The sequence below is a fragment of the Lancefieldella sp. genome (assembly GCF_057237245.1).
The window spans coordinates 1-13,831 of the sequence record NZ_DBHHJM010000001.1; the positions used below are offsets into that span (position 1 = coordinate 1).

The following is a 13,831-nucleotide window of genomic DNA, read 5'->3' on the forward strand; positions in this document are numbered from 1 at the left end:
ACTTCTTTTAAACACCTGAAATGCTTGCTTACACCACTTTTCGGGACACGACCGAAACCAGAGTTACGTCTAGAAAAGTCCGCCTGAAAAGTGCAAAGAATCTGTATTTGCGACACCGATTCTTTTACAAAATCAGGCAAATCCACCGATTCTTTTATATTTTTAGGCAAAAGTTACAGATTCTTTGCAGAAATCAGGCACGCCTAGGCGTACACCTGGCGTGCGGCGGGCGCGCGCTGATTGCACTCAGTTCACACCACCCGCCTGGCGAGAAACCCGTCCACTAGCAGCGCTTTCGCACAAGAAACCCGGCATCCACACGAAATGGATACCGGGTTGAAATCACTTGTGACCTGCGTACGCAACCTGCGTACGCACCCCGCACGACCTAGCGCATCATCTTGACCAGGCGAACAATGGTGCCGTTGCCGGAAGGTTTTTCCTGGATAGATACGGCATCCATAAGCAGGCGCATCAGCTTAACGCCGCGTCCACGCTCGGCAAACTGGCCGGTCTCGGGAGGCTCTTCCTCATCGGAGATGCTAAAACCGCCGCCGCAATCCGAGACGTCAATGACCACCCTGTCTGGATACGCAGAAACCGTGGTCAGCACGCCCTTCTCGCACGCGTGATCAACGGCGTTGCCAATAGCTTCGCCAACTGCAAGTTCAATGTCGAACTTTTGATCCGAGGTAAACGGCAGCGTCTTCAGCAGCGCAATAGCCCTTGAGCGAGCGTCGCACATTTTATTGGGATCAACTCTAAACGTTGTCTGAAACGATGGATGTGTGCCCGGTGCAAGCGGAGTCACGCGCGACTTAGCGGCGCAGGTACTTATAGGCATGAAATCGATAAGACCCATGCGCACCAAGGCCTTAAACGCCGTCGGTTGCACGTTGGTCAAGCTCATAAGGCCGCCGAGCGTCTTCATACGTCGAACGGCGCACACGATAAAGCCCATGCCACAAGAATCGATGTACGAAACCTCCGACATGTTCAGCACAATTCTTCTGCAACCACTCTCAATGAGCTGCTCAATCTGAGCCTTCACGCGCGGGACTCCCCTCACGTCAAGGTCAGTATTGACTGAAACAACTGCTATGTTTGGCTGCGTATACATACGTTTCTTGTTCCCGCGGAGCAACAAGAATTTCAGATATATGCATTTTTTAGCGAGAAAATCGTCTCGTTGACGAGAAGACCGTCTAGTTGCTCTTCTCGCCAGAGTCGGCGCTGCCAAGCGCACCAGAATCGACGCCGCCAAGCTCGTCAAAGCGCAAGGCAACCATGGCAACGTCGTCGTCAAGCCTTCGGCCAGTATAGCGGTCAAGCGTGCTCAAGAACCTATTGAGCAGGCCGTCAAAGCCACGAGGAACCTCGTTCATAATCATGTCTCGCAGGCCGGTCTCGCCAAAGAACGCGCCTTCGGGACTGCGAGCCTCTGTGGTTCCATCGGTGTAAAGCAGCAGGATATCGCCCTCATGTAAGCGAATCGTACCGTTTTTGTACTCCATGTCGTGAAACGCGCCCACAACGCCCGACTGTACGTCCAAAAGCTCAGCGTCGCCCGATTGAGCAGACACCAAAATCGCAGGTGGATGACCAGCGGAGCAGTAGGTCAGCGATGAAGTTGTAAGGTCAACAATACCAACAAAGAGCGTTGCAAATGTTTCTACTCTCGAGAAGCCCAACAGGAATTCATTCAGCGTTGCCACCATACGAGCGGGAGTCCTTCCCTCCCACGCATAGGCAGAAAGTGCCGTTTTAACTGCGGACGAGATAGATGCTGCCTCAATACCCTTGCCAGAAACGTCACCCATAATAATGCACGCGCGACGACCTGGCAGCTTAATCATGCTGTAAAAATCGCCACCAACAAACGCGTCGGCGGTTGCAGATGAATAAATTCCCTCGGCAGAAATTCCTTTTACCTTCTGTAGGTCATTTTTCATGCCCGACTGCAGCGCCTGGGAGATATGCTTATTTTGCTGGCTCTCTTCGGCACCAACGGCCAGAGAATGAACCAGGAGCATCACGCGGTCCAAGAAATCAAGCTCAATGTCACTTAAGGGCTCAGCGTTTTCTTCTCGCAAGAAAAGCCAGGTATGCTGCTCGCCAGCAAACTTGCCCAAGAAAAGCACAGCTCCCTTGCAGGGCAAACTTTGTGCAGCAAGCGCGCGACTCAGCTCAGATTCAAGCTCAACCTCTTTGACTGACGCCTCGCCCTCTCCTGTCTTGAGTCCCTCAACCGTCGATGGAAGCGCAATCTGGTTGCCGCCATCCTGCGCGCCGCCGGCCTCCGCCGTAGCCTGTGTGCCACCGGCCTCCGCTGCGGCCTGCGCGCTGTCTTGCGCACCGTCCTGAGCGTCGCCAAACGCTTGCTCAGCGCCAAGCGCATGGAGCGTAATGTTGCCTGTGACCTCACAGCAATCTACCGAGAAAACCTGTGCATTCAGATCGGTGCCCACCGACCTCATAACCTGCTGTAATCGCTCGCCAGAGATCTTCTCGCCATCTGCAGCGCTATGAAGCAATCCTTGGCGCACGCGAGCTAATGCCTCGCGAAGCGTGTCTCTACGCTGCGTTCTCATGGCCGACAACGCGCCTACAAGCTGCACCGAGAGGTAATTTGCAATGGAGTCCAGAAGTCTTGCATCTTCAACCAAAAGCGCACGCTTACGCTCCCAGCCCACTTCAATCAGAGCAACAATGTGGCCACCAAACCACACAGGAACCACAAGAAAGCTGGTAAACGGAGGCAAATGACTTGCGTCAACGGTTATGACCTCACGAGTTTCTTCGTTAACAAGGTTGCGCTTTTTAACTCTTCCCTGCTTGAGCGCGCTAGAGTTCAAAGGCATGGTATGCAAGCGAAGTGCGTGCTCGGAATAAAACGTCAAACGCTCCAGAGAGCTGTTAAATGCAAAGTAGCGAGGAATTCTATCCAATGACGCACTTCTCAAAGACTCCGTTGCACCATGAAGGTGATACCCGTCTTGCTCAGCAAGATAGATAAGCGCACCATCAGCCTCGACAGTCTCTGAGAGCTCTTCTAACACACGCTCGATAAGCTGACCCATATCTTCCGAGTCAAGCGTGTCCAAAACAATCTGAAGTGCTCCTGAGAGCCTCCTGTTGGCTCGGCGAAGGTCCAACACCATTCGTTCATCATCGTGCATAGGGCTAGCCATGTCACGAAGCTTAGAGGCAGTCAAAACAATAGCTTGTGTAGGAGCACCAACATAATCTGCACGCACACTCAAAACCTGCGACGTTCCGTCATGAGCAGGAGCAGCCACCATGGAAGTGGAGCCATCAATCGCAAACGGCAACGACTCTACAAAGAACGGCTTCTGCAAGTTTTCTTGGTTTGCCGGGGTAAACAAAAAGCGAACATCCAGGCCGGCAATAGTGCCGTCTTCCTTAGCAAATAAGCTTTCTGCCTCCTCATTGGCGAGAAGAACTGTGCCCTCCATATTAAAAACGATAACTGCATCACTGGTCAGGCGCAGCAACTGAGACAGAGTTGCAGCAACGGTCCCGTCGACAACTCCCTCAACACGCCTTACGCTCAGCTTGTTATCTGCCACAGTCACTCCTTACCAGCGAGAAAAAACAAATCACATTGCCTAAGTATACGAAAAAGGCGGACCTCCGAAGAGATCCGCCGAAATTCCGTGGTGTCGGAGGCGGGACTTGAACCCGCACAACCGTTAGTAGGTCACTAGCACCTCAAGCTAGCGCGTCTGCCAATTCCGCCACTCCGACTTGCTTTGCAGCGAGGGATATACTAACACATCTTCAAGCAACTTTACTGAGAAAATTTAAAACTTTTTCTCAAAAGAACTTTGCGAGAAGATAGCCTTATCCCTTACTTACTTCTGCCAACCAACAATGGTTGCTGGTGTGCTCTGGAAGAGTGATGGACCAAAGTTGGCAAGACCCTTCTTAACAACGTAGCAGTCTGGACCAGTGTAGACAGGAAGATATGCGTAAGTCTGCATCATCTTCTTCTCAGCCTCATTCATGAGCTTCATGCGCTCATCAAAGTTCTGAGTAGAGACAACCTTTGCAAACATCTCATCGGTCTCTGCGGAGCCCTGCTGACCAAAGTTGGAACCAGACTCAGAGCCGTAGAGCTGATTGCCGTTGTTGTAAGAAGTTGAGGAGCCAACCCAACCAAAGAGGCAGACATCCCAAGAGCCAGAGGTAAGAACATCAGAGAACTCAGAAGATGGGTGAGAATCAAGGGTAAGGTTAATACCAGCGTCCTTGCACATCTTCTGGATTGCAGCAGCGCGGTTCTTAACAGTGGTACCGTCACCGAACAGAGTGTAGCTAAAGGTTACCTGCTGGCCATCCTTCTCGTAGTAATCACCATTGAGCTTATAGCCTGCGTCCTCAAGGGTCTTCTTTGCAGCAGCCTTGCGCTCGTCAGCAGACTTGAGATTCTTGATATCGTCTGGGAGGTTATTGTCATAACCAGCTGCCCAGTAAGGCCAAAGCATAGAACCTGGTGCATCCTCTTTCCAGTTAACACCCTGGAAGACAATGGAAACGATAGTTGCAGGATCAACAACCTGGCAGAATGCCTTACGAACTGCAACATCCTGAAGAGCACCGCGAGTAGAGTTAAGCTCGATAACAGCAATAGACATACCAAGACCACGACGAATCTGAGCCTTATCACCAAGACCGGTGAAGTTAGAGAGGAGCTCAGCAGAACCTGCGACGGAAGTACCAGTAGTATCAGTCTCTTCGTTCTTGAATGCGTTAATGGAAGCCTGGGTATCCATCTGCTTGTAGACAAGGGTATCAAGCTTAGGAGCGTCACCCCACCACTTTGGATTTGGCTTGAAGGTTACAGCAGAGTCATCGAAAGAATCAACAATATAAGGACCAGAACCAAGCTCGTTGTGTGGCTCATTGTTGTAACCATTGTTGAAGAAGTCTGGATCCTGAAGCTTTGGGTGCAGAGCATAGCTCAAGATGCTCTCGATTGGATAGACTGCCTCCTTCATGGTAATAACAGCGGTCTTAGCAGTATCACCCTGCTCAACAGACTCATACTTGTCATAACCATCAGTTGAAGAAACCGCAAACTTTTTATTCTGACCACACATAGTGATGAATGCGGTCTGAATTGCGGTCCAATCAATAGCGGTACCATCGTTGAAGGTGGCCTGATCAGTGAAGGTCAGGGTAGCAACCTGCTTGCCGTCCTTCTCCTCTACCTTGAATTCCTTGATGTAATCCTTGTTTGGCTCAAACTTATCGCCATCAGCATTGTTAAGGAACAGGTCACGAGGGTTGATAAGACCGTGAAGGATGTTCATGTAAGAGGTATTACCAGCAAGTTGGTAATAATTCCACTGTGGACCAATCTCGTTGATTGGCTGAGTCAGAGTACCGCCATCCTTAACCTCATCACGAGACTTAGGATTGTTGTACGTCTTGCCCTTCTCTGGGATTGGAAGCTGATCCAGAGGAGTGTTTGCAGGGGAGCCGTCCTGTGGCTCAGTACCAGTGGTGGTAGAGCTGCTCTGAGGATTTGATGGAGCGCAGCCAGCAAGGCCAAGGCCTGCGGCGGTGATTCCAGTCAAAGCAAAGAACGAACGACGGGAAAAACTGTCAGCCATATGATCACCCATTTCGTTAAAGGCCTACAGATATTCACTTAACTATACGAAATTGCCTGAAAATACTCCATAGCAGAAACATTCCCGTAACAACCTCGTTCACTATTTGTAACAAAGAAAAACCCGCACCTAGTTTTAAGTGCGGGTTTTCAAAAAATTTATTGAATCTTTGTTACTCGTTAGAGATGTGAGTAGCAGGAACCAGCTTACCATCCTGGTAGATCATGCGCTCACGGGTACGCTCAATCTTTGGATCAGGAATTGGAATAGCCGAGAGAAGCGCCTGAGTGTAAGGATCTTGTGGGTTAGTAAAGACGTCTTCAGTCTCACCGTACTCAACAATCTTGCCCAGGTGCATAACAGCAACCGTGTCAGAAATATGACGAATAACAGCAAGATCGTGAGCAACAAAGAGATAAGAAATCTTCAACTGAACCTGAAGATCCTCAAGGAGGTTAATAATACCTGCCTGAATGGAAACGTCCAGAGATGCAATTGGCTCGTCCAAGAGAAGAATCTTTGGACTTGTTGCAAGAGCACGAGCAATAGCAATACGCTGACGCTGACCACCAGAGAACTGGGATGGGAAGCGGTCAACATAGTCTGGGTTGATACCAACCAGACGCATGAGCTCGCCAATACGAGTATTAATATCCTCTTTGTTCCAACCCTGTGCCTGAAGTGGCTCAGCCAAAACGTCATAGACAGGCATACGTGGGTCCAGAGAACTCATTGGATCTTGGAAGATAACCTGAAGATCTTTACGCAGCTCTCTACGCTGTGCAGCATTCTTAAGCTCAGCAACATCTTTGCCAAGGACCGTAATACGACCATCCTCAGGCTTCAGCAAATCCATAATCTGCATCAGAGTTGTTGATTTACCAGAACCAGACTCACCAACAAGCGCAAGGGTTTCTCCCTCATGGATCTCAAAGCTTGCACGGTCAACTGCAGTCATAGTGCCCTTGCTGCGTCTAATAAAGCCCTTACCCTGAACAGGGAATGTCTTGGTAAGATTCTCAACCTTGAGTACAACAGGACGCTCATTACGAGGGACATCAACCCACTTTGGAAGGATTGGCTCAAAGTCTGGATACACCTCAGCGTAAGTAAGGTTCTTCTCGCAAATCTCCTGAAGGTGGTGACAAGATGCCAGGTGGCCCTCAGCAGCATTTGCAGGAAGCAGCACTGGCTCTTTCTTGGAGCATTCCTCGGTAGCCATAGGACAACGTGGGTTAAATGGACAACCAGTTGGAATAGCAGCAAGTGATGGTGGATTGCCCTTAATAGGAACAAGCCTATGCTCTGCCTGAAGGTGAGGTTTTGGAACAGCACCCAGAAGGCCCATGGTATAAGGATGGCGAGGCTCAGCAAAAAGCGTATCAACACTTGCGCGCTCTACGCCACGACCTGCATACATAACCATAATGTCATCAGCGGTACCTGCAACAACACCAAGGTCGTGAGTAATCAGAACAACTGCTGCACCCGTCTCTTTCTGTGCAACCTTCAAGACGTCAAGAATCTGAGCCTGAATAGTTACGTCAAGAGCGGTGGTTGGCTCGTCTGCAATGATGATGTCAGGATTGTTTGCAATTGCAATTGCGATAACAACACGCTGGCGCATACCACCAGAGAACTCATGTGGGAAAGAATCCAGACGATTCTCTGGATCAGTAATACCAACAATGGAGAGAAGCTCAATACAACGCTTACGAACGTCTGATCTGCTCATATGAGGATTGTGGGTAAGCAGAGCCTCTGCAAGCTGATCTCCAATAGAGAACATTGGGGTCAAAGCAGACAGTGGATCCTGGAAAATCATAGAAATCTTAGTACCACGAAGCTCTGACATCTCTTCGTCGGTCTTACCAATGAGCTCCTCATTACCAAGCTTAATAGAGCCGGTAACATGAGCGTTGTCATCAAGAAGACCAATAAGAGACAGAGCGGTTACTGACTTACCAGAACCAGACTCACCTACGATACCAAGAGTACGGCCGCCCCAAAGGTCAAAGTTAACACCGCGAACTGCGTCTACACGACCAGCCTCAGTATTAAAGGAAACCTTAAGGTTACGAACAGAAAGAACTGGATCTCCTGTTGGAGCACCCTTTGGACCGTTTGACTCAAGCAGCTCGTAGCGAAGGACATCGTCCATCTCTACACTTCCCTGCTTTGTTGAAGTAGTAGTAGTGTCAGACATTATGCACGCTCCGTAGTTTCTTCAGAAACGATGCTACCCTCAAGATCATCAAGCTGAGCGTCATCCTTGGAAGAATCCTCTTCCTGATCTTTGACGCTACCAGCAGCGCGTGAATAAGGGTCAAAGGCATCGCGAAGGCCATCGCCGATGAGCTGCAGGCCAACACAAACAACAATCAGAAATGCCGATGGAATCAGAATCATCCATGGAGTAGTAAGCATTGCAGAAGAACCAGCACTCAGAAGGTAACCAAGAGAAGTGTCTGGTGCCTTAATACCAAGGCCCAAGAAGCTGAATGCAGTCTCAGAGTTAACGCCGCCAATAACAGCCAAGACCAAGTCAATAATAAGAATTGAACCAAGGTTTGGAATAAGGTGACGAACAATGATGGTAAATGGTGGAACACCCATGTACTTAGCAGCCTTGACGTAATCTCTCTCACGCAAAGACAGAGCCATAGTACGGATAGTACGCGCGCGGCCAATCCAACCAAAAGCAGTCAGACCAAAAATAAGCATGAGCCAACCAGACTCACCACCTGCTGCACGAACAATCATAGCAACCAGCAAGAAGCTAGGAATGACCATGAGCATATCAAGAAGCCACATACCGATCTTCTCTGGAATGCCACGGACATAGGCAATGGCAGTACCAATAATTGCAGAGATGATAGTAGTCAAGATTGCGTAGCTAATACCAATGGTCAACGAACGACCAAGGCCGTGGACAACGCAGGCATACAGGTCAATGCCAGCACCATCAGTACCAAACCAATGCTTTGCATTAGGAGCCATGTTAATTGCAGTAAAGTCAGCATCTGTGTAATTAAACGGAGTGGCATATGGTCCAAAAACTGCAATGAGAACCATAATTCCAAGAATAATCAAACCGATTACTGCAGAACGCTGGCGGAAGAAACGCCTTGCAATCAGGCCAGCATAGCTAATTCTTTTAACTTCTTTATTGTCAGACTTAGCATCTGCCTGAAGCTCACGCTCAGCGTTAGTAAGACCTGCATCAATGGAGACGTTTTTCTCGTCTTTGTTCTGAAGCTCTTCTTTAGACATGTCCGCCTCCTTAGCTCATCTTAATTCGTGGATCAAGAGCAGCAGCAAAGAGGTCAGCCAGAAGAGCGCCAACAAGAGTCATTGCGCCAGAGAATGCTGCAACTGCAACTGCACCGTGAATATTGTTGTTGTTAATACAGTTAATGAAGTACTCACCAAGACCGTGAATTGCAAAGACCTTCTCGGTCATAACAGCACCTGTGAAGATACCTGCAAGAGAGAAAGCAACTGAAACAGCGGTTGGAATCAAAGAAACGCGAAGAGCGTGCTTACGAATTGCCTTCTTACGAGTAAGTCCCTTTGCGCGAGCAGTACGGACATAGTCTGCGTGCATCTCGTCAAGCAGGTACGTACGCTGAGAGAGGTGGTAACCAACGGAGCTTACGATAGTAAGAACAATGGTTGGAAGAATAATGTGCTGGAGGAAGTCAATGAGCCAAGTGAAGAAGTTTCCGGTATCTCCACTGGAAAGATCGGTAACGTAGAAAATACGGGAACCGGCACGTGCGTTAATCTCGATTGCTGCAAAAACAATCAAGATTGCCATAACAACGGTTGGAATAACCAGCAAAACCGAAGCAACACCACTTAAGAAGCGGTCCTGCCACTGATACTGACGTTGGGCGGTATAAACGCCCAGGCTAACACCAATAACAACTGACAAAATAGTTGCTGGAGTCATAAGCTCAATAGAAGCCATAAACTTAGAGCTCATCTCACGGTTAACGTTATCGCCTGTTGGAGTCATACCAAGATCAAACTTGGTAAATAGATTGGTAACCCAAACCTGATAACGTTCAATAACTGGAGTCTTATCATTCAGATTAGTCCTATACAGGTTTTCCTCAATAGACTCCTGTGGAGGACGTGGAGTACGCTGCTCAAAGTTGGAGCGTGGGTTCATAAATGATGATGCGAGGAAGAATGTGAGCGAAGTTGCAACAAAAATCATCACAATGTAGCTCAAAATCCTCTTTGTAACGTACCAAACAAACCGTGCCATTGACTCTCCTCACCGCCTTGCGCTTATCCACCCGATAAGCGAGGTTTTCTCGGTATGGCAACCTAGCATTCCTACAACAAACATGCCGTGAATACACAGCAAAGTGCAATTTTACCATGGATAAGCTGCTTAACCCAAAAAATATCTCTTAGATAAGCAAGATTATGCATACCAATCCCAGTAAAACGTATCCACATATAATGACTGTTTGAGTCCAGCGTGCAGGTCACAATCAAATTTGTTTACATATGAGAAACGTTATTGAAAATTCTGTTAAGAAGTAACAGATAACTACTATCTGTCGCGTCCAACCATTTTGCCGTTATTCTCAACAGCAAATTTTCACATGCTCCGCAGGCTACGAATAAAAAATGCCGAGAAACTCGGGTTTCTCGGCAGGTAATTCAAATATGTAAGCGACTGCTTAGCCAATAGCGCCAACAGGGAATGTGAGAGCCATCACAATAGCGCAAACCAAAAAGATGGTTGTAGTGATAATGGTAAGGCGATCAAGGTTCTTCTCCATAATGCCTGAACCAGCGCTTGCGTTATACATAGATGCAGCAATCATGTCAGAAACGCCGGTGCCCTTTCCGGAGTGTGCCAAAACAAGCAGCACCGTCAAAATGCCAGAAAGTACAAACAGCACTAAAAGAATTGTATTCAGAACGCCCACGAGGTTCCCCCTCTTGCTGGCGAGAAGATCCAGCCCTAGTTATTTTCACGTACAACAGAAAAGAATAGCACACGCCACTCCCCTTTGGGAATGACGTGTGCCAAGTTGCAAAACAAACAAGAACTTAACAAATGAGCCAAGCGCCTCACCGGCGGTAAGGAACTTTGTCAGAGTTTAGTTCATTGCGCTCTTTACCATTGCAACGAAGGAATCAGCCTTGAGCGATGCGCCGCCAACAAGTGCGCCGTCAACGTCCTCTTTCTCGAGGAAGCCACCAACGTTCTCTGGCTTTGCAGAGCCACCGTAAAGAATACGAATACCGTCTGCAATTTCTGCACCAAAGATCTCCACCAAGGTCTTGCGAATTGCACCGCAAACTTCCTGAGCGTCATCAGCAGTTGCAGTCATACCAGTACCAATTGCCCAGATTGGCTCGTAAGCAATAACGTACTTGGAAGGATCAGTAATCTCTAGACCCTTGGTATCTGCCTTAATCTGGTCAACAACAAACTGAACGTGAGTACCAGCATTGCGAACCTCAAGGGATTCACCGCAGCAAGAAATAGGAACGATGCCATGAGCCATCAAAGCCTTTGCCTTGCGGTTAATGTCCTCATCGGTCTCACCAAAGTAGCCACGACGCTCAGAGTGACCAATGATGCAGTGGGTTGCACCAACAGAGGTCAGCATTGCTGGAGAGGTCTCGCCAGTAAAGGCGCCAGACTCCTCCCAGTACACATTCTGTGCAGAGAGAGCAACAGAAGAGTTGGCCTGGGTAAGGACCTCGGAGACGCCCTTAAGGTCTACAAGAGGTGGAGCAATAACAACGTCAACGTTTCCAGTACCAGAAGCAAGCTGATCGACAATTCCCTGAGCAAGCTCAATACCCTCAGCGAAAGTCTCATTCATCTTCCAGTTACCTGCGATCATACGATTACGCATCGAGAAGCGCCTCCACTCCTGGAAGAGCCTTACCCTCAACAAGCTCCATGGAAGCGCCGCCACCAGTGGAAATCCAGCTCATCTTGTCAGCAAGGTGGAACTTGTTAACTGCTGCGACGGAATCGCCGCCGCCGATGATAGAGGTGCAATCAGCATCTGCAACAGCACGAGCAACAGCCTCGGTGCCCTTTGCAAACTGGTCAAACTCAAAGACGCCCATAGGACCATTCCAGAAGACGGTCTTTGCGCCCTTGATTGCCTCGGAGTAAAGCTCAACAGTCTTAGGACCAATGTCCATACCCATACGGTCTGCAGGAATCTGGTCAGAAGGAACTACCTCACCAACAGCGTCCTCACCAAAGTGATCGGTAACAACGTTGTCAACAGGAAGCAGAATCTTAACACCCTTCTCCTCTGCCTTCTTGAGCATCTCACCTGCGCGCTCAATCCAGTCTGGCTCCTGAAGAGAAGTGCCAACGGTATAACCCTTTGCCAGGAAGAAGGTGTAAGCCATACCGCCACCGATAATAAGGGTATCAGCGGAGTCGATAAGGTGATCAAGAACACCAATCTTAGAAGAAACCTTGGAGCCACCAACAATAGCTACAAGTGGGCGCTCTGGGTTAGAGAAGATAGAGGTAAGAGTGTCAACCTCTTTCTCAAGCAGGAAGCCAGCGTATGCAGGAAGGTAAGCTGCTGGTCCAACAACGGAGCCCTGTGCACGGTGAGCGGTACCAAATGCATCAAGAACAAAAATGTCACCATAAGATGCAAGAGTCTTTGCAATCTCTGGATCGTTCTTCTTCTCACGCTTGTCAAAACGGACGTTCTCAAGAACAAGAACCTCGCCGTCCTTGAGTGCATCTACAGCCTCACGGGCCTTCTCGCCATAGGTGTCCTCAACAAACTTAACCTCGTGGCCAAGAAGCTCAGCAAGCTTCTCTGCAGCTGGGCGCAGGGAAAGCTCTGGCTGGAAGCCGGTGCCATCTGGACGACCAAGGTGGCTCATCAGGATGACCTTTGCGTTGTGGTCGAGAAGATACTGGATGGTTGGAAGTGCAGCGCGAACGCGGGTGTCGTCAGTAACAACGCCGTCCTTTAGAGGCACGTTGAAGTCAACGCGCATAAGAACGCGCTTACCGTCAACATCTGCATCGCGGACAGTCTTCTTTGTAAAAGCCATGTCACTCCTTTAAATACGTTTCCAACAAAAGAAGGCGCGATCGCGGCAGATGCTGCGACCGCGCCTAAGGCGTCTATGTAACTAGAACTTAAGCAACGAACTTCTCGAAGTACTTGATGGTGCGGACCATCTGAGAAGTGTAGGAGTTCTCGTTGTCGTACCAAGAGGTAACCTGAACAAGAGTGGTGCCATCGCCAAGGTCAGAGCACATGGTCTGAGTTGCGTCGAAGATGGAGCCGTGGGTCTCGCCGACGATGTCGCGGGAAACGATGTCATCCTCGTTGTAACCAAAGGTCTCTGGGATGGTCTCTGCATATGCCTTCATTGCAGCGTTGACCTCGTCAACGGTGACCTTCTTGTCAACAACAGCATAGAGGTTGGTGAGGGAGCCAGTTGGCGTAGGAACGCGCTGAGCAGCACCAATGAGCTTGCCGTTGAGCTCAGGAAGAACAAGGCCGATAGCCTTAGCAGCACCAGTGGAGTTAGGAACGATGTTCTCTGCACCAGCACGGGAACGACGGAAGTTACCCTTGCGCTGTGGGCCGTCGAGGATCATCTGGTCACCAGTGTATGCGTGAATGGTGGTCATGATACCGGACTTGATAGTTGCGAAGTCGTTGAGGCCCTTTGCCATAGGAGCAAGGCAGTTGGTGGTGCAGGAAGCTGCGGAGATGATGTTGTCATCTGCAGTGAGGGTCTCATGGTTAACGTTGAAGACGATGGTTGGGAGGTCATTGCCTGCAGGAGCAGAAATGACAACCTTCTTAGCACCAGCGTTGATGTGAGCCTGTGCCTTGTCCTTAGAAGTGTAGAAACCGGTGCACTCAAGAACAACGTCAACGTTAAGATCGCCCCAAGGCAGGTTGTTAGCGTCTGCCTCCTTGTAAATAACAATCTCGTGACCGTCAACGATGATGGAGTGGTCAGTTGCCTCTACCTTGTGATCGCGGGAATAGTTGCCCTGAGTAGAGTCATACTTCAGAAGATATGCAAGCATCTCTGGAGAAGTAAGGTCGTTGATTGCAACAATCTCGGAACCCTCGTGACCAAACATCTGCCTAAATGCAAGGCGACCAATGCGGCCAAAACCGTTAATAGCAACCTTTACTGCCATA

General features: G+C 49.2%; 10 protein-coding genes and 1 tRNA gene. All 11 read right to left on the minus strand.

Annotation, left to right across the window (positions count from 1 at the left end; translation table 11 throughout):
- Nucleotides 1-388: 388 nt before the first annotated feature.
- Nucleotides 389-1,120: an anti-sigma factor antagonist gene (locus ACO5GU_RS00005; RefSeq protein ID WP_484929435.1), complete on the minus strand. Its 732-nt coding sequence runs from the start codon at nt 1,118-1,120 to the stop codon at nt 389-391.
- Between the two features lie 85 nt (nt 1,121-1,205).
- On the minus strand, nt 1,206-3,590 hold the full coding sequence (locus ACO5GU_RS00010; protein ID WP_484921360.1) for a GAF domain-containing SpoIIE family protein phosphatase: 2,385 nt from the start codon (nt 3,588-3,590) through the stop codon (nt 1,206-1,208).
- A gap of 88 nt (nt 3,591-3,678) precedes the next feature.
- Nucleotides 3,679-3,768: transfer RNA gene (locus ACO5GU_RS00015), tRNA-Leu, on the minus strand.
- Between the two features lie 107 nt (nt 3,769-3,875).
- A complete protein-coding gene (locus tag ACO5GU_RS00020) occupies nt 3,876-5,639 on the minus strand; it encodes an ABC transporter substrate-binding protein (RefSeq protein WP_484929437.1) in 1,764 nt (587 codons plus the stop codon).
- A 172-nt stretch (nt 5,640-5,811) separates the two neighbouring features.
- A complete protein-coding gene (locus ACO5GU_RS00025; protein WP_484824725.1) occupies nt 5,812-7,845 on the minus strand; it encodes a dipeptide ABC transporter ATP-binding protein in 2,034 nt (677 codons plus the stop codon).
- On the minus strand, nt 7,845-8,912 hold the full coding sequence (locus ACO5GU_RS00030; RefSeq protein WP_484815236.1) for an ABC transporter permease: 1,068 nt from the start codon (nt 8,910-8,912) through the stop codon (nt 7,845-7,847). Before ACO5GU_RS00030 ends, ACO5GU_RS00025 begins: the two co-directional genes overlap by 1 nt.
- Nucleotides 8,913-8,922: 10 nt before the next feature.
- The gene (locus tag ACO5GU_RS00035) at nt 8,923-9,915 is read right to left on the minus strand and encodes an ABC transporter permease (RefSeq protein ID WP_035427285.1); all 993 of its coding nucleotides are present in this window, start codon (nt 9,913-9,915) and stop codon (nt 8,923-8,925) included.
- Nucleotides 9,916-10,339: 424 nt separating this feature from the next.
- On the minus strand, nt 10,340-10,591 hold the full coding sequence (secG, locus tag ACO5GU_RS00040; RefSeq protein WP_484801842.1) for a preprotein translocase subunit SecG: 252 nt from the start codon (nt 10,589-10,591) through the stop codon (nt 10,340-10,342).
- A gap of 174 nt (nt 10,592-10,765) precedes the next feature.
- Complete coding sequence (gene tpiA, locus ACO5GU_RS00045) at nt 10,766-11,533, minus strand: triose-phosphate isomerase (protein ID WP_484892315.1); 768 nt, start codon at nt 11,531-11,533, stop codon at nt 10,766-10,768.
- Nucleotides 11,526-12,716: a phosphoglycerate kinase gene (locus tag ACO5GU_RS00050; RefSeq protein ID WP_035427291.1), complete on the minus strand. Its 1,191-nt coding sequence runs from the start codon at nt 12,714-12,716 to the stop codon at nt 11,526-11,528. Before ACO5GU_RS00050 ends, tpiA begins: the two co-directional genes overlap by 8 nt.
- An 88-nt stretch (nt 12,717-12,804) precedes the next feature.
- The gene (gene gap / locus ACO5GU_RS00055) at nt 12,805-13,830 is read right to left on the minus strand and encodes a type I glyceraldehyde-3-phosphate dehydrogenase (RefSeq protein WP_012809010.1); all 1,026 of its coding nucleotides are present in this window, start codon (nt 13,828-13,830) and stop codon (nt 12,805-12,807) included.
- Nucleotide 13,831 lies beyond the last annotated feature (1 nt).